Genomic DNA, 18,072 nt, shown 5'->3' on the forward strand with positions numbered 1-18,072 from the left:
AAAGATCTATGCGTGTCAATTGAATGACATTTATGCGATTATCTAAAGTTGAAAGCCAGCTGCAGCCCTTAAGCCCTTTGCTTGAGGCTTCAACTAGCGTTGTTCAAAAAGCGGCAGAGCCACCCGGAACACCGTTCGCTCCGAGCTGCTGTCCGCTTCGATGGAACCGCCGTGCTTCTCCACAATGCTCTTGCATATGGCAAGGCCAAGACCCGACCCACCCGACCATCTCGTCCTCGACTTATCGGCACGATAGAATCGATCGAAGATATGAGGCAGGTCGATCGCCGAGATCGGCTCCCCATAGTTAACCACCTCGACGACCGCTTTTTTCTGCACAATGGACACACTTACTTCGATTCGCTTGCCATCCTTGCCATACGCCATGGCATTCGATATCAGGTTTTCGAACACTCGCGCCAGCTTAGGGGCATCCGCTCGAACCGTCACGTGCTTCTCTTCGGCATGAAGCTCGCCGTTCATCCCCGCCTGCTGGAGCGGCATATGGTATTGCACGAGCAGCTGTCCCAGCATTTCGACCAGATTAATGGGGGCCAAATGCAAGGCGACGGTATCGTGGCGCATTCTCGTATATTCGAACAAATCATCGATTAGCGTATGCAGATGCTGAGACTTCTCATAAGCGATAGCTATATAATGACGCAGCTCTACCTCGTCCCGGTATCGATCCTGCTCGATGAGTCCCAGATAGCCGACGACGGAGGTCAGCGGCGTTCTCAGATCATGGGACACATTCGTAATCAATTCATTTTTGGCCTGCTCCGCTCTTCGTTCCTCTTCAAGCGCTCGATGCAGACGCTCCGTGAAGCGGTTGACATTGCCCGCAAGCATAGCGAATGAGCTGCCGCTCCTGACAACAACTCGATGATTCAGCTCTAGCCGCCCCTCGGCCATTTGCTTTACGGTGCCATTTATTTTGCCCAGCGAGCTGAACAGGAGCCACTGAAGCAGCATGAAGCAGCCCAAGAACAGCACCAGACCGATGAACCACAGTCCAAGTCCGCCCGGCAGCACTTCCACAACAAAATTGCCGATATCTATTAAGAAATAAAAAAAACTAACATTGGTGGCCAGGAATAGCGTCACCACGAATAAGATCGCCAGGAGAATCAATGCAGCAACAACGCTGATCACAAGATTCAGAAGTGACCGGAATACGAGTCTGGATACCAGATTATCCTTCAATTTTGTAGCCAACCCCCCAGACGGTAACAATCAGCTTCTCGCCAAGCTCCTTCTCCAGCTTGTCCCGGAGCTTGCTGATATGCACCATCACCGTATTGTTGGATTCGAAGTACTTCTCCTTCCATACCTGCTGGAAGATATCCTCCGCGCTGAATACCCTACCCGGCTGGCCCGCCAGCAGATACAGAATGCCGAACTCCGTAGAGGTCAGATGCAGCGGACGGCCATCGACGTCTGCGGAATGGCTAAGCTTGTCGATCCTCAGCGGACCGAGCCGCAGCTCCCTGCCTTCTCCCGAAGCGGCTCCGCCATTGTGGTCCGAAGGCTTGCTGTATTGGTAGGAACGTCGCAGCAGGGAGCGAACGCGGGCGAGCAGCTCCAGCGGATTGAACGGCTTCGCCATATAATCATCCGCGCCAGTCATCAGCCCCATGATCTTGTCCATATCGCCTGTCTTCGCGCTAAGCATCAAAATCGGCACATGATGCTCCTTCCTCAGCCTCCGGCATACCTCCAGACCATCCAGCTTGGGCATCATAATATCGAGAATGACCAGATCGGCTTGCTGGCACTCGAAAGCGGCAATGGCCGCTTCACCGTCCAGAACCACCTCTGTCTGAAAGCCTTCGTTTCTCAAATAAATTTCAATCAGCTCCGCAATTTCCCGCTCATCGTCCACGATTAACACTCGTCGTTCCACACATGATCCTCTCCTTCAGTCCATTGCTACTACTATACATGATTGATGCGCCGCACGTAATGCGCCAAGGGAGGATTTCACAAAGCTTAAGCCATTCTTAAGATTTTTTTTAAAATAGGGCCATAACTTGGAGATCATCGCTCCGTATAGCCAACGCCTGTCCATTATGATAATATTATGAGTATTCATGCGTTCAGGTGATAAGCGCCGAAGCGTCCAGCGCTTACGGCTATTTTTAAGGAGGTACTACAACTATGGCTGCCCAAAGAATGCGTTCAGACATGATCAAAAAAGGCTTCGACCGCGCGCCGCACCGCAGCTTGCTTCGCGCAGCTGGCGTTAAGGACGAGGATTTCGGCAAACCGTTTATCGCGGTCTGCAACTCTTATATTGATATCGTTCCAGGCCACGTGCATTTGCAGGAATTCGGCAAGCTCGTGAAGGAAGCGATCCGCGAAGCCGGCGGCGTTCCATTCGAATTCAACACAATCGGCGTCGACGACGGCATCGCGATGGGACATATCGGCATGCGTTACTCGCTCGCGAGCCGTGAGATTATCGCGGATTCCGTCGAAACGGTCGTGAATGCTCACTGGTTCGACGGCATGGTCTGCATCCCGAACTGCGACAAGATTACGCCAGGCATGATGCTCGGCGCTCTTCGCGTCAATATCCCGACCGTTATGGTCAGCGGCGGCCCGATGAAGGCCGGCAAAACCTCCGATGGCCGCTCCATCTCCCTCTCCAGTGTATTCGAGGGCGTAGGCGCGCACCAAGCGGGCAAAATCAATGACGAGCAGCTGCTTGAACTTGAGCAATACGGCTGTCCGACTTGCGGCTCCTGCTCCGGCATGTTCACGGCTAACTCCATGAACTGCCTTGCGGAAGCGATGGGTCTTGCGATGCCGGGCAACGGCACCATTCTGGCTGTATCGCCGGAGCGTAAAGAATTTGTTAAGCAATCCGCTCGCCAGCTGATGAAGCTGATTGAGCTTAACCTGAAGCCGCGCGACATTGTCACAAAGGAAGCGATCGACAACATGTTTGCGGTCGACATGGCAATGGGCGGCTCCACGAATACCGTTCTTCATACGCTGGCAATCGCGCACGAGGCTGGCATCGAATACCCGATCGAGCGCATCAACGAAGTTGCCGAGCGTGTACCGCATTTGGCTAAGATCGCTCCTGCTTCCGACTGGCACATCGAGGACGTTCATAATGCCGGCGGCGTAAGCGCCGTGCTGAACGAGCTGCTGAAGAAGGAAGGCGCACTACACGGCGATTGTATAACCGTAACCGGCAAGACCCTCCGCGAGAACGTGGAAGGCTGCGAAATCCAGAATTACGACGTTATTCGCCCTATCGACAATCCGCATACGGAACGCGGCGGCCTAGCTGTCCTCTTCGGCAATCTGGCACCTAACGGCGCGATTATCAAGACGGGCGCTGTCGACAAATCCGTTGGCGGCTATCACAAGGGTCCAGCGATTTGCTTCGACTCCCAGGACGAGGCGCTTGCAGGCATCGCCGGCGGCAAAATCAAGGAAGGCCATGTCGTCATTATCCGTTATGAGGGACCAAAGGGCGGACCGGGCATGCCGGAGATGCTGGCTCCAACATCCCAGATCGTGGGTATGGGCCTTGGCGCCAAGGTTGCACTCATCACAGACGGACGCTTCTCCGGCGCTTCTCGCGGCATCAGCATCGGCCACGCTTCGCCAGAAGCGGCTGAAGGCGGGCCAATTGCCTTCGTACAGGACGGAGATATCGTCGAGATCGATATGAACAACCGCACGATGAACCTGCTGATCAGCGACGAAGAGTTCGAGCAGCGCCGCGCCGCATGGCCGGGCTTCGAGCTGAAGATCAAGCGCGGTTATCTTGCGCGTTATGCTCATCTGGTTACCTCCGCCAGCACCGGCGGCGTTATGAAGATGTAGGATCAAAACAGGGAACGGGACAGCACTTTTGGCTGTCCCGTTTTTTCTCTGCATATAAATAATGTACAAAAAGCCATTCTGCCAGTCATAACATCCGGCAAAATGGCTTTGTTGACAGGTCAAAACGCAGTCGTCTTCGATCCCATCGTAGTTTCGTCCGCAGCTCCGCCGAGTACACGATCAACATTCTCGGCCACTCGCTCAACCTCATCCTTCACCATCCGAGTTTGAACAGTCGCATAGGTGAGCAGCTTCTGAACCGGCATAAGCAGCATCCGCGGCGATATAGCGTCGCTCCGGTCTTTGTTGCTGCGGCCCTTACTATATTGCTTCGTATTCGTCAGCACCTTCAGCAGCAGCTTCAGGTAGACGCGTGTCGTCTTGGCGAATATCCCCTCACGCATGTGGAAGATTTCGAAGCCCAGCCGGTCTGCGCCGCGATGCACCATTGTTACGCCATACACCGCCTTAATATGCTGTGCCTCGGGATCGCTGACGAGCTGGTCCGCAAGATGGGGCAGTGCCCTCTCCACCTCTCGCAGCATCCGGATACCCGTTGCGATCGGCGACTTCGATTCTGCAGCAATACCGGACAGCATCCGGTTGTCGAAGTGGAGCTCCGCAATCTTGTCGCCCTTCTCCACGCTTCCACCTGTCGACAGCTGCACATTTTCACCCGTATAGGTCGTCACGCGATAATGAAACGCCGGCACGTCATCGTCACCCACCTTCTTCAAGCGGAACAAGACATGGAAGGCAGCTTCCCACATGAGCCATAAGGAAATCATACCACGCTTGAATAAGGAGCGATGAGTCGCCTTGTAGGCGTCTGTCAGCTTCATCATCTCGTCGATGCCGACGAACCTGAAGCCCTTGCTGGCCGCTTGAGCCATGTACGTCTCCAGCGCGATCAGCATATTGCGAGGGGCGTCCCGATCGGCACCCAGCGTATTGCCGCAATCATGCAGCAGCACAACCTCGCCTGGCCTCATCTTCTTCAGCATGCGGCGAGTAAGCCGCTCCACGCCCACCTTCTCGCGCCAGTCGCCGAACATGGCGGACCACAGGATGATATGCAAGTAACCAAGATTGGAATAATCGAACAGATTAATGATGCCCCATGGCGGTCTGTAGTACACGGCCTTCTCGCCCGTCGCCTGCTCAATAATGGCGTTGGTCCGCTCGATCTGGCGTCTGACCGTTCGGGGACGCATAAGCCAATTCGATTTGTGGACATAATTATGAATGCCGATGGTATGTCCTTCCCTCTTCATGCGGCGAAGCAGCTCCTCCTGACCCTCCGCATGCGAACCCACAACAAAAAACGTAGCCTTGGCTCCATGGCGTGCCAGCAAATCAAGCAACTGCGGCGTGTAGACCGGATCGGGTCCATCGTCAAACGTTAAGGCAATTTCCTTAAGAACGCGTCCTTTCTTGAACACTCGAAAGCCGAATGTTCGGCTAATGACGCCTGGGAGAAACGCGTAGAACGTCATTACATAAAATCCCCATAATAGCAAGTTTTCCATTTTGTTTTCCCCACCGTTTGATGAAATAGTCGATGAATGATTAGCGGTTCGGAACAATAACAATACCTCTAATTGTAGCATATCCGTCGAAAAAAAAGGCACAATTCGCAAAAACTATAGTACAATCTTAATGGAAAGACAACCAATTCTAACAACCCAATACATAGAAAGAAGGGAATCGTTTGCTGCCATTTTACAAAAAATATTGGAGAACCGCGTTCGACATCGCCCTCATCGTATTAACCGTGTATCTCATCATGTTTGCGTTCAGCTATGTGTACCGAATCGCAACACCCATCTTCTTCGCCTTTGTCATATTTATATGCATCGAGCCGTTAGCAAAGCTTCTGAATAAATGGGGCATCAAAAAATCAATCGCCTCCGGCATATCCGTCATTACATTCACCTTGGTTATTCTAGGCGCCTTCTCAGGCGCGGCCGTGCTGATCAAAAATCAAGGCGAAGCGCTGATCGATAAATTCCCTACCTACCAGAGGGTGTTCGCCGAGCAGGTCGGGAACCTGACCGCCGAATTAGAGACGCAGCTGGATCGTCTGCCCAGCGACATGAATCTGTCCGAGGAAGCGGAGAACCTGATTGCTGGCGCCACGGCCAATGTGCAAAGCTGGGCCAAAGGCTTCCTAACCTGGCTGATCGGATCGGTCTCCTCGTTCTCCAGCTTCCTGTTCAACTTTGTGCTCGGCATCATATTAGCTTATTTTCTCAGCATCGAAATCAAAACCTGGAAGCAGACGGCCTCAGAGAAGACGCCGCGCACATTCAAAACGGCTTTTTTCTTCCTTCGCGATAATGTATTCCGTGGCATCGGCTCCTACTTAAAGGCGCAGCTCAAAATGATCACGATCACCTTTGTTGTCATTCTGATTGCGTTAATCCTGCTTAGAGTCGAAAATGCCTTCGTTATCGCCGTTGTTGCCGCCATATTCGATGTGCTGCCGCTTCTAGGCGTCAGCACCTTGTTTATCCCCTGGATTATTTATTTATTTATTGTGGGCAAGGTGTCACTCGCCATATGGCTCTCCGCCCTGCTGCTTGTTGTTATTGTGACGAGGCAAATTCTGGAGCCCAAAATTACCGGAGACTCGCTTGGGGTATCCGCCTTTACCATGCTTGCCTTTATGATTATATCGCTTTCGCTGTTCGGCGTAGCAGGCGTCATTCTTTCGCCGATTCTGGTCATTCTTCTCAAGTCGCTGTATGACCAAGGCTACTTCCATCGCTGGATCAGGCCCCCTGCAGGGGAATATGACGCGCCTGCCAAGGAGCAGGACAACGAGCTGTCACATCCATAGCCAAACGGCCAGAAGGCTCCTGTGCTCTTCGCTTACGAAGATGCTCCAGGAGCCTTCTGTGTGCCTGCGCCTCTTTCCTGTTCCAGGGCTGCTGCTATATCCATTGCTCCCCTGAACAGCTTGGTCGCCTGATGGCCGCTGCCGATGGCGCGATTGGCGGCTAGCACAGAAACCGCGTACCGTGGCGACTTCACCGGCCCGTACCCGGCAAACCATTGATGATTAAGCGACTTACCGCCTTTGGAGGTTTCAGCGGTTCCGGATTTGCCCGCGACAGTCCATATACCCTCGCGAATGGAGGTCCCCGTCCCATGCTCCACTGCCGCCCTCATGCCCCGAAGCAGGAAAGCTGCGGTGTCTCCACCTATTGGGGCGCCATGGCCTGGGGCATGTGCCGTCTTCAGTCCCACCATTCGCTCGCCTGACGCATACCGAATTTCACTGACGAGTCTGGGCTCCAGCACCTTGCCGCTGTGAAGCAGCGTGACGATAACATTGGCCGCCTGCAGAGGCGTCATGCGCACATCCCGCTGCCCAATGCCGCTTTGCGCCATTACGCCGCCATTACGCGGCAAGGGATGGGCGACGAACAGCCTTCCGCCCTCCTCTTCCTCCAGCAGCCGCAGCGGTCTCGTGAAAGGACCAAACGGCCGATCCTTGTGCCAGCCGACGCGGCCAATTACGCCTAACGCTTCAGCTGTGCTTTGCAGCTGCTCAGCGCTCAGTCTTTCGCCAAGAGAGGCGAACACAACATTACAGGATTGAGCCAGACCTTCCTGGAGAGACAAATCCCCATGCCCGCCATCCTTCCAGCAGGATAACCCGTATTTGCCGTATTCGCCGTCGCAATGGAAGGTTTCTCGGACGTCTGTCACCCTGTATTCCAGCGCAGCTGCTGCCGTAACAAGCTTATAGATCGAACCCGGCTCCACGGCTTGAAGCGCATGATTGACCCACTCGCTCCCGTCAGAAGTAAGGAATTGCCCCGGATGAAGCTTCGGACGGGACACCATCGCCGCAATATCGGCGTTATGCGCATCCAATACAACGATGGCGCCTTCTGTCAGCCCTGCTTGATCGGCGTAAGCTTCCAGCCTGTTCTGCAGCTCAAGATCGACGGTAGTGACCACTCGGAGTGGATAATAAGAATTGTGCGGGCCCGACACTCGCATATCGAGGCCATGCAGTGGCGCATTCTGCGCATCCATATAATAAGAGACCCATGTCCCGCCAATGCCATGGAGCAGGCTGTCCAATGACTTCTCAAGGCCAGAGCCGCCCACTTGCTCGGCAAGGCTGCGCTTGCCCGACTCCAGCTCATCCTTATGCTCCGCTTCCAGCCATTCCGGATGCTCGCTAGTAAATCCAATCCAATGCTTGGCGTCAAAGCTGTCTATATAGCGATTCCGATAAGGCAGCACGCGAGCGCCTTCCACCTGAAGCCGCTTAATTGCCTCCGCCTGCTCCTTGCTTAATCGCAGCGGAGCCCGCCCTCTAATATGCCCCCAAAATTGGGGCACTAGCATCTCATCCCAGCTCGCTTCCAGTTGCTCCAGCGGAACCCCAAGTATAGAAGCCAGCTTGGCCAGCTGATCCCTGCTGCCTCTGCCCTCTTTCCTGATAGGGAACAACGCGAGCGCCGGATAGGTCTCCCCTGTAATGGGCTTGCCATACCGGTCGATGAAATCTCCCCTCCCTGTATCCAGCACCAAGCTGCGCTGACGCTGCACCACCGCCATTCGCTTCCAGCCTCCAGCAGGCTTTGCATGGACAGGCGCCTGCCCAGGCAGCAGCTGGAGCCAAGCCAGCCTGCCCAGGCATACAAGCAGAACGAGGGTAATCATCATACCGGCGGCGAATATTCTTTTTACCATTTTCGCTAAGCTGACTCCTTTCCCGGCCTTTCACTTGAGACAGTATCCCTAACAGTGTTGCCGAGACGAGAGCCCCTCCAAACGTATAGCGCCCATGGGACAAAAAAAGACTATGCGGCGGCATCAGCCAGCGCACAGCCTCTATTCCTGTTATTCCACTTTGAATCTTGACAACGACTCCTGAAGTCCCTTCGACACCGAATCCAGCTTCTCAGACAGGACAACGAGGCCCTCGCTGATGCCGAGCTGTTCGCTGCTAAGCGACGCAACCTCCTCTGAGGTGGCCGACGCTTCCTCCGCAACCGCGCTTACGCTGGTCATCGCATCCGACAATACGATCTGCGATTGGTTCAGCTCATTGATGGATTGGGTCGCCAGCTCCAGCTTCTCGACGAACTGGCCCATCTGGCCGCGTACGCTCAAGAAGATGTGGTTGGCTTCCCTGACGGACGAAATCTGCTCCTGGAACAGCGGATACGCCTCTGACAGAACTTGTACCGTTTCTTCGATTTCGCCTTGAATTTTCGCCGTTATCTGGCCTACTACATCAATCGACTGTCTGGACTGATCGGCTAGCTTCCGGATTTCGTCCGCAACAACCATAAAGCCTTTGCCCGCAGCGCCTGCGCGCGCGGCCTCAATAGTGGCGTTGAGCGACAGAATGTTGGTCTGCTTCGTCAGATTGTTCAGCACGTCCAAAATTTTGACAATGGAGCCCGTGCTGTCCTTCAGCGCGTCTACCTTCTCTACCATCGATCTTGTCATCTCTTCTGTCATGCCCGTCTTCTGAATGAGCTGGCTCATATAAGTGGTTCCTTGCTCGCTCGCCTTCTCCACCTCTACAGCGGACTCAGCCATCTGCCCATTTGCGCCGATGACGCTTTTCATCTGATCATTCATATGTGTCGTAATATCGCTGCCTCGTTCTGCCTCTACCGCCAGACTTGTTGCGCCGTTCGCAATCTCCTCCGTCGCGACTGCAATTTCCTTGGCGGCAATCGCAGTTCTCTTGGAGGCGTCGGTCAAGTCATGTGCGGTCAGCAGCACCTCAGCCGCTGATTTGGTCGTTTGTTTGGCCAGCGCTGTAATTTGGCCCATCATTTCGTTGAAGCTGTCAGACAGCTCGCCAATCTCATCAGAACGCTCCTGCAGTGTTGAGCGCACTGTCAAGTTGCCCTTGGAGCCCTCCACCATCAGATTGCGAAGCTGCCTGAGCGGCTGGGCAATCGTACGCACGACGAGGTAGCCAATTCCCGTCGCGATAACAGCTGCGATCAGAACCATAAGAACTGTAAGGTTGCGAATAATATCGGCATCCTTTACAAGCTGCTTGACCGGAATCGTGGCTACAAACCGCCATCCGGACAGTTCCGATGTCTGATAAGCGGCCAGCACGGCTTCTCCGTCTGCCGTCTCCATCTTGTCACTGCCCTGCGCCGCTTCCTTACCCTCCGTCGGGAGCTGAACCAGATGAGGCTCGCCAAGAACACTAAAGTCTTCATTGACGACATAGCTGCCACTTCCGTTGACGATGGACACCGTGCTGCCTTCCCCGAACTGCACATCCTTGAACTGGTTCACGATGGAATTGCTGTTAATTTCCATAACAAGCACAAACACTTCATTTTCGTATGAAGTTTTGATAGCGCGACTAATGGCAATGGATTCCCTGTTATTGGATACGATGATGCCGCCTTCCTGCGGCTCGATCCAGAACGCCTTGCCTCCCTGCTCCAACGTCGCTTTGAACCATGGGCTCTCTACGAGATCAGAGATTCTTTTGCCGCTGTTGCCCCCGATTGATATAACCGGGCTACCCGGATTGCTAGGGATGAGCGCTGCGCCCTGTATATCTCGATTGCCCATCACATAGTTGTTCAGTCGATCCGAAATGAGGCGATTGGCCGTTAAAGCGTCAAAGTCGTTTTCCGCTTTGACAATAATGTTCAGATTGCTCATGATGTCTTTGTCAATGAGCACCTGCAGCGTTAAGTCCTCGTACGCCTTAAACACATTGTCCAGGTTGGTTGTCACTTGGGTTACAGTTTGGAAGCTCGCTTCCGATACATTTTTTTCGACGAGGTTTTTCGACTGCGTGTATGCAATGATGCCCACCGTCAACACGCATACAATAATACTCAAGAAATTAATAATGAACAGCTTTGTCCCTACGGACTTCACCAGTACGGAGAATGGAGTGGTTTTTAACGTTTCTCCCGCCTGCTTGGTCGCGCTTGAGGCGCCCTTGCCGATCTTCCGCGCTGCAGGAGCAAGATGACCCCAGTATTGAACCGCTTTCTTGGATGCAGTCGACATACCGGATCGTAATTTGCTACTCCACTTCTTCATGTCTGACATGTTGGAATACACCGCCTTAACGATAATATGCTTCGCTTCGACTGCTCAAACGAAACGTGTTACAGCCAAATATATTGATTACTAGTTAATTTATCGACAGCGTGCACATCATTCGTAATAGCTGGCAACAAAAAAAACTGAACCGATAACCATCGGCTCAGCTCTCTTCCTAGAGTCATGAATGGATTTTAAAACGGGAAAGCGATTCAGACAATCCGCGAGAGACGGCATCCAGCTTCTCCGACAGATCCACCAGGTTCTCGCTGACACTAAGCTGCTCGCTGCTGAGGGATGCAACCTCCTGGGACGTCGCGGACGCTTCTTCGGCGACTGCGCTGACATTCGTCATCGCCTCTGCCATAACAGCCTGCGACTCGTCCAAACGGCCAACTGAGCTTGTCACCCCATCCAGCCGCTGTGCGAATTGGCTCATTTGCTCCTGTACAGTGAGGAATATTTCGTTGGCTTCCTTCACCGAAACAATCTGCTCCTGGAACAGCGGATAGGCATCCGACAAGACGTTGACCGTCTCATCAATTTCCGAGCGGATTCTTTCGGTAATTTGAGCAACGACGTCAATTGATTGTCTGGATTGATCGGCCAGCTTCCGAATTTCGTCCGCTACAACCATAAAGCCTTTGCCTGCGGCGCCTGCTCGCGCCGCTTCGATCGTTGCATTCAAGGATAGAATGTTGGTTTGCTTCGTTAGATTGTTAAGCACGTCCAATATTTTGACGATAGAGCCTGTGCTTTCCTTGAGCGCGTCGACCTTCTCCACCATGGAACGGGTCATCCCCTCGGTTGCAGCCGTTTTGTTCATAAGTCCGCTCATATAAGCCGTGCCTTGCTTACTTGCGTTCTCCACCTTGGAAGCGGACTCTACCATCTCGCTGTTCGCTTCAATCACCTGCTGCATTTGATCATTAATATGGCTTGTCAGCTCATTGCCTCTCTCTGCTTCTACCGCCAGGCTGGTGGCTCCGTTCGCGATCTCCTCGGTAGCGACGGCAATTTCTTTGGCGGAGGCCGACGTTTTGCGAGATGCCTCTGTCAGATTGGATGCTGTCTGCAGCACCTGCTCTGCCGAACGCGTCGTCTGAAGGGCAAGCTCCGTAATTTGCTCCATCATCTGGTTAAAGCTGGTGCTGAGCGTACCAATCTCATCCTGGCGTTTCTTGATTGTAGAGCGGACGGACAAGTTGCCGCGAGCGCCTTCCATCATCAGCGCGCATATCTGGACAAGTGGCTTCGCGATGGTCAGAATGATGACCATGCCAATACCGATCGCAAGCACTGCCGCGGCCGCAACTGTAATCCATGTCAACGTTCGGATCGAGCTCGCGTCCTTCACGAGCTCATTGACCGGAATGGTGCCCACCAGACGCCAATCCATAGATTCGAAGCCCTTGAACACGGCCAGCGCTTCGCCTTGATCGGCCGTATGTATTTTTTTCTGGCCGTGCATGGCTTCGTCGCCTTCCATAGGCAGCTCTAGCTGGCTTGGCTGTCCAATCATTGCAGGATCCGTATGAGCGACGAAATGGCCCGTACTGTCGATGATGTGGATCTGGCTGTCATCTCCAAGCACTACACTCTCATATTGATCCATCAGCGAGGCAACTTCCATCTCGAACAGCAGCATGTAGCTGGCTTGGCTTGATACAGAATCCTTAAGCATACGGCTTAGTCCGAACGTCGGCTTCGACGACTGGATAGACAGTCCGCCGGGCTGCGGCACGATCCAATTCACTTTTCCGTTCAGCTCAATCGTCTTTTTGTACCATTCCGATTCCATCAATACCTGAGCTCGCGACATTTGGGCCGAACCCGACGTCAGAGTCGGCAGCTTATCGTTCACCGGAAGCAGCATTATGCCCTTAATTGCGCTGTTGCCAAGCGTAAATGCTTGCATCTTGTCATTCAGCTTTCGCGAAGCTTCGAATCTAGAGTAATCATCCACATTGCTCGCCATCACCCCAACGAGTGAATGAAACTCCTTGTCAATCAGAATCTGAAGACTGGTATCCTCATATGTGTTATAGATAATATCCAGGTTATGTGCGACTTGCGTAATGGTCTGAAGGCTGGCGTCGGACACCTTTCGCTCCACGAGCGTCTTGGCTTCGGAATAAGCCAATAGGCCTACGGTCAACACGCATGCCAGAATGCTTACGAAGATCGCGATAAACAGCTTCACGCCGACGGACTTGAGCGGATTAACCCAGTTCATGCCCTCGAAAGCATTGACAGCCATCTTCGGTTTAGACGCCGCCCCCTTGCTTCCCTTCAAGGGCCCCTTCGCTTTTTTGTTACCGTTTTCATTTTTTTGCTTCCCGTCAGCGTTTCTGTTCAACAGCTGCTTCCACGTTTTTTTCTCCTTCTCAGCCATCTGGGATAGCACCGCCCTTATCAAATTGGTCATACTTTAGTAGGATTCCGAAATGCGCGAAATCTGGCGTTTTCTGTCTGACTAATAGTTCTATTATTTGATATAGAGACAGGCTTGTCAATTCCATTTGCACAAAAAAATCCCTGCAGCGAAGCAGGAATTTGCATTCCTCCATGCTACAAGGATTTCATGAAAACGGGAAGCACGCGCCTGCAGGCTAGCGAATCCGCTTCCTCATCATGTCCATCGCCTTCACAGGCTTAAGCGTGCGAATCCGGACATGCTGCAGCGGATGCCTGGCCGCATCCAGCGCGTTGCCTTCCAGATCGGTAAGCTCCGTAACGGTCTGCTTGAAGAATGTGCCGCCGGGTCCTACGAACTCCACCTCTTGGCCTGGCTTGAAGTGATTGCGCTGCTGCAGCGTTGCGAAGCCCGTACACTCATCGTAATCCAGCACAATGCCGGCGAAATCATACGGCGCCGCTTTCTCCTCAGGCTCATAGATATGATCCTCAGCCCCAGGCGCGTCCAGGAAGAAGCCGGTATTAAGCGGCCGGTTTGCGGCCTTGTTCATCTCATCAATCCACTCCTGCTTGACCTCGTAGCCCTCCGGATTGGCGAAATACGAGTCGATGGCCTGACGGTATACATTCACGACCGTCGCCACGTAATGAATGCTCTTCATCCGGCCTTCGATCTTGAAGCTGTCGACGCCCACCTCGATTAGCTCCGGCAAATAATCAATCATACACAGATCCTTAGAGCCCATGGTGAATTGATCCTCGCCCTGCTCATTCATCGGCGCGTCGTCCTGGAACAGATCATATTTCCATCTGCAGGACTGGCAGCAGCCGCCGCGATTGGAGTCGCGGTCGGTGAAGTGGTTCGATAATACGCATCGTCCCGAATACGACGAGCACATCGCACCATGAATAAACGCTTCGATCTCAATATCGACGTGTTTTTTTATTTCCGCAATTTCCTCGAAGCTGGTTTCCCGTGCCAGCACGACGCGAGGAAGGCCTTCATCCTTCCAGAACTTCACCGCCTGCCAGTTCATCGTGGATTGCTGGGTGCTGAGATGCACCTCCAGCTTCGGCGCCACACGCTGAGCGGTCTCAATAATGATAGGATCCGCCGCGATAATTGCGGCTATTCCGGCTTCCTCCAGGCTGCGAAGATAGTCCTCCAGCCCTTCAATATCCTCGTTATGCGCATAAATATTGGTGGCGACGAACACTTTGGCGCCGTACCGATTGGCGAATTCAACGCCTTCCTTCATTTCCGCGAAGCTGAAATTATCCGCATTGGAACGAAGGCCGTATTTCTGCCCGCCGATATATACAGCGTCCGCTCCGTAATGAATCGCGAACTTCAGCTTCTCGAGATTGCCTGCCGGCGCCAGAAGCTCCGGCCTGTCCAGGCGATGCCTCTTGCCCTGGTAACGCGGCGCTGTTCTTGTTCCTGCTGTCATCTTGCTCCACACCTCCCGCTTTCCTTGCTTTTTGAACAACCTCTTTAATACACCTGTTCCTTATAGAAAAATCCATACGTCAGCTCACGCTTCGGATCTTGTACGTCGCGAATGGCGTCCAGCCACTCCTCCTGGAACTCATACCCCTCCGGGTCTGCTAGATAGGCGTCGATGGCCTGTCGATAGGCTTTGACGACTACTTCATTATACTCGATTGATTTCAATATGCCTTCTATTTTTAGGCTGTCGACACAAATTACCAGCAGCTCATGCAGGTTTTCCAGCATACAGATATCGTCTGAGCTCATAATATGGGTGCCGTTGGCGTCCTCATAGATCGGATAGCGCTCATCCGGCCGCTCCGCCTCCATCAGATAGAGTCCCCGCTCCCTGTCGACCTCGCGGCCCCCCTGCTCCTGCCCCTTATGATCCAGATAGCTGTTCACCAGCGTGCGTTTGGAATGATAAATATTAGTCATGCCATGCACCTGCACCTGAAGCGCCAGCTTCGACTTCGCCTTCATCTCCTCGATTTGCTCCATATTGATTTCGCGTGCCACAACAAAGCGCGAAGCGCCGCGGCGAGCCCAATATTCCGCGGTCGCGTAGTTCGTCGACGTCATCTCGGCGTTCCAATGCAGCGCGATGCCTGGCGCATGGGCCTTGGCTGCCATCAGCACGGCGGGATCGCCGAATACGATCCCGTCTACCTTCGCCTCGTGCAAGCCCTCCATATATTGGGGAAGAGTCTCAAGCGTCTTGTTGTCGATAAGGTTGTTAATGGCTACATAGATACGCTTATCCCGCGCATGGAGGATAGAAGCCGCTTCGCGAATCATGTCCAGCGTGAATTCGCCGGCTAGTCTGGAGCCGTAACGCGCTTCTCCGATGACGAAGGCGTCCGCTCCAGCCTCCATAAGACGCTGCAGCTCCTCCATACCGGATGCGGTAACCAGCAGCTCAGGTTTGTATGCCATGATGAATCTCCCCTTTGGGCCTTATTTGGCGGATTGCTCGCTTCTCGCAATATTGCGCTGATGCTCACTGAAGGTCTCAGCGAATAGATGGGTTTGGGTGCCATCCTTTTTCGTTACATAGAACAAATAGGTCGTATCCGCCGGATACAGCGCGGCTTGGATGGAGGCCAGACTTGGGCTTGCGATCGGGCCAGGCGGCAATCCGTCTATTTTGTACGTATTATATGGACTGTCGATCTCCAGATCCGCAAGCGACAGCACCTGCTTCGGCGTATCCAGCGCATACTGTACGGTAGCGTCGATCTGCAGCCTCATTGGCAGGCTTAGCCGGTTGTAGATCACACCAGCGACAAGCGCCCGCTCCTCGTCCACAACGACCTCGCGCTCCACAAGCGAAGCGATCGTCAATATTTCATGCAGCGTACGTCCGGACGCTTCCATCGTATCCTGCCAATCATCCGGCAAGGTGGCCAGCTTGCGGTCCGTTTCGGTCAGCAGCCGAATCAATATTTCTTCCTCGGTGCTTCCTTTTTTCATTTCATAGGTATCTGGGAACAAGTAACCTTCCAGACGCTTATGAAGAGCGGCCGAATCAGGAATGCCCCGCGCCGCTTCGGCATCGCCCCATGAGCGCTTCGTCTCCGCCAGCTCCAGGAAGGCCGTTCGATCGACAATACCTTCCGCCGCCAGCTTATCGGCAATTTGCAGGACGGTCAGGCCTTCCGGTATCGTAAATTTGACCGTTTCCTCCTGGATAATGTCACCCGCGTTAAGCTTAGCGATAATACTGTCGATTGGCATGCCCGGCGTCAGCTCGTAAGTCCCAGCCTGGAAGCGTGAGCCCTCATCCTTGAATTGCAAAAAATAACTAAAAACAAAGCCGTTTTTGATGATGCCATTCTCTTCAAGCACGTCGGCTACCGAATTGGCGGACATGCCCCGCGCAATCGTCACCTGCTTGGCTTCGCCATCGGCTGTCGGCTGAAGGCTATTCCATACATAGAATGCCGCGCTGCCCACTATGATAAGCATAATGCCAAGCAGGCTGAGCGCTACCCATAAGTTGATCAGCCAGCGGCGCGGTCCCCTGTTTTTTTTGCGTTTTTTACCCTTATGCTGCTTCTGCGTCTCTTCCGTCGTATCCAACCTGATCGCACCCTCTTTAACAAGTTTCACAAGGCGCACACGCTAGCGCCCCTACATGCTTATGCTCGAAAAAAAGAGCGGTTATAAGCCGCCCTTTTCGTTCAACTATAGGAATGTCGCTATTATGGACGCTCGTCGCCCGCGAACATCATGTCGTCATACGCTTCGGAGACGTTCTCCCATTCTTCATCGTCTTCGATGGACTCCAGATGCGGTTCCCCGTCCTCCAATCGAATACGAAGCAGCTCCACTTCATCCTCGGCGCGCATTGCATCATTCTGCAGGGCCGCATATGCCTGATCGCCGAATTGAAATTCCGCCTTGATAAGATACACTTCCGTCGCGCCGTCCTCGGACACGAGCTCGATCTCGCCGCCGAACAGCTCCTGCAGCCGGTTCAACCTAACGGGAGACTGACCCTCTCTCTCCGGCATTAGTCCTGCTCCTCCAGCTCGCCGAGAAGCGTGTTGAACGTCTCTTCGACCATGCTCCACTCTTCCTCGTCTTCGATCGTATACAGCTTAAGATCGTCGCCTTCTTCCTCATAGCGGAACGCGTATACCTCGTCTTCCTCTTCGTCCGCGCCAATGAGCGGAACAACCATCATATATTTCTGATCCGAACCATCTACCTCGAATTTCATGATGACCTCGAATTCTTCTTCGTTGCCCTCTTCATCCGGAATGTATATGATTTCCGGCTCTTCGTACTGCATGTCGTCCTTTGTCATCGTTACCCTCACCTTTTCGTATTAGAATCGAGATAATTTTGCAAAATGAGCGCTGCGGCCATTTTGTCTATGACTTGCTTTCGCTTCTTGCGGCTGACGTCCGCTTCCAGGAGCGTTCGCTCGGCTGCTACCGTTGTCAGCCTTTCATCCCAAAGGTGAACTGGTATTTCTAGCTTCTGCCCAATCTGCTCGGCAAATGCGATGCAAATTTCGCCACGCGGGCCGACGGATCCATTCATATTTTTCGGTAAGCCTACTACAATCTCGGAAACCTCGTGCTCCTTGACAAGCTCCGCAAGCCGGTCCAGCTCGCCGCCGTCTCGCCGCTTCTCCACAACGGTCAGGCCTTGCGCCGTCCATCTGAACGCGTCGCTTACCGCCACGCCGATATTGCGGTCTCCATAGTCAATCCCCATTACTCTCATTCGCCGTCCGG

14 protein-coding genes are annotated in these 18,072 nt (G+C 53.5%); 2 read left to right on the plus strand and 12 right to left on the minus strand.

Annotated elements, in window-relative coordinates:
* Positions 1 to 93: 93 nt before the first annotated feature.
* A complete protein-coding gene (locus AB1S56_RS16210; protein ID WP_340869549.1) occupies positions 94 to 1,218 on the minus strand; it encodes a HAMP domain-containing sensor histidine kinase in 1,125 nt (374 codons plus the stop codon).
* Positions 1,196 to 1,906, minus strand: coding sequence for a response regulator transcription factor (locus AB1S56_RS16215; protein ID WP_340869547.1), 711 nt, complete (start codon positions 1,904 to 1,906; stop codon positions 1,196 to 1,198). Before AB1S56_RS16215 ends, AB1S56_RS16210 begins: the two co-directional genes overlap by 23 nt.
* Before the next feature lie 254 nt (positions 1,907 to 2,160).
* On the opposite strand from AB1S56_RS16215, the gene ilvD reads away from it, so the two are divergent.
* Complete coding sequence (gene ilvD, locus AB1S56_RS16220; RefSeq protein ID WP_340869546.1) at positions 2,161 to 3,846, plus strand: dihydroxy-acid dehydratase; 1,686 nt, start codon at positions 2,161 to 2,163, stop codon at positions 3,844 to 3,846.
* Positions 3,847 to 3,965: 119 nt separating this feature from the next.
* Here the strand turns inward: ilvD and AB1S56_RS16225 are convergent, their stop codons facing one another.
* Positions 3,966 to 5,375: a polysaccharide deacetylase family protein gene (locus tag AB1S56_RS16225; RefSeq protein ID WP_340869545.1), complete on the minus strand. Its 1,410-nt coding sequence runs from the start codon at positions 5,373 to 5,375 to the stop codon at positions 3,966 to 3,968.
* Positions 5,376 to 5,557: 182 nt separating this feature from the next.
* Between AB1S56_RS16225 and ytvI the strand changes: the two genes are divergently transcribed.
* The gene (gene ytvI, locus AB1S56_RS16230; protein ID WP_340869543.1) at positions 5,558 to 6,688 is read left to right on the plus strand and encodes a sporulation integral membrane protein YtvI; all 1,131 of its coding nucleotides are present in this window, start codon (positions 5,558 to 5,560) and stop codon (positions 6,686 to 6,688) included.
* A gap of 32 nt (positions 6,689 to 6,720) precedes the next feature.
* Here ytvI and AB1S56_RS16235 read toward each other — a convergent pair whose 3' ends face one another.
* The 9 genes from AB1S56_RS16235 to ruvX all read right to left on the minus strand — a co-directional run bounded on the left by AB1S56_RS16235 (position 6,721) and on the right by ruvX (position 18,061).
* Positions 6,721 to 8,562: a penicillin-binding transpeptidase domain-containing protein gene (locus AB1S56_RS16235; RefSeq protein ID WP_340869542.1), complete on the minus strand. Its 1,842-nt coding sequence runs from the start codon at positions 8,560 to 8,562 to the stop codon at positions 6,721 to 6,723.
* 150 nt (positions 8,563 to 8,712) lie between these two features.
* A complete protein-coding gene (locus AB1S56_RS16240; protein ID WP_340869541.1) occupies positions 8,713 to 10,920 on the minus strand; it encodes a methyl-accepting chemotaxis protein in 2,208 nt (735 codons plus the stop codon).
* Positions 10,921 to 11,095: 175 nt separating this feature from the next.
* Complete coding sequence (locus tag AB1S56_RS16245; protein ID WP_340869539.1) at positions 11,096 to 13,309, minus strand: methyl-accepting chemotaxis protein; 2,214 nt, start codon at positions 13,307 to 13,309, stop codon at positions 11,096 to 11,098.
* Positions 13,310 to 13,526: 217 nt separating this feature from the next.
* Positions 13,527 to 14,783 (minus strand): U32 family peptidase, encoded by a 1,257-nt coding sequence (locus AB1S56_RS16250; protein ID WP_340869538.1) that lies wholly within the window; start codon positions 14,781 to 14,783, stop codon positions 13,527 to 13,529.
* A gap of 44 nt (positions 14,784 to 14,827) precedes the next feature.
* A complete protein-coding gene (locus tag AB1S56_RS16255; RefSeq protein WP_340869537.1) occupies positions 14,828 to 15,760 on the minus strand; it encodes a peptidase U32 family protein in 933 nt (310 codons plus the stop codon).
* Positions 15,761 to 15,781: 21 nt separating this feature from the next.
* A complete protein-coding gene (mltG, locus tag AB1S56_RS16260) occupies positions 15,782 to 16,906 on the minus strand; it encodes an endolytic transglycosylase MltG (RefSeq protein ID WP_340869535.1) in 1,125 nt (374 codons plus the stop codon).
* A 122-nt stretch (positions 16,907 to 17,028) separates the two neighbouring features.
* Positions 17,029 to 17,340, minus strand: a complete 312-nt coding sequence (locus AB1S56_RS16265; protein ID WP_340869533.1) for a DUF1292 domain-containing protein — start codon at positions 17,338 to 17,340, stop codon at positions 17,029 to 17,031.
* A complete protein-coding gene (locus AB1S56_RS16270; RefSeq protein WP_340869531.1) occupies positions 17,340 to 17,636 on the minus strand; it encodes a DUF1292 domain-containing protein in 297 nt (98 codons plus the stop codon). The genes AB1S56_RS16265 and AB1S56_RS16270 overlap by 1 nt, the downstream gene beginning before the upstream one ends.
* A gap of 8 nt (positions 17,637 to 17,644) precedes the next feature.
* Positions 17,645 to 18,061, minus strand: a complete 417-nt coding sequence (gene ruvX / locus AB1S56_RS16275) for a Holliday junction resolvase RuvX (RefSeq protein ID WP_340869530.1) — start codon at positions 18,059 to 18,061, stop codon at positions 17,645 to 17,647.
* Positions 18,062 to 18,072 lie beyond the last annotated feature (11 nt).

The sequence above is a fragment of the Paenibacillus sp. PL2-23 genome, assembly GCF_040834005.1.
GTDB lineage: Bacteria > Bacillota > Bacilli > Paenibacillales > Paenibacillaceae > Pristimantibacillus.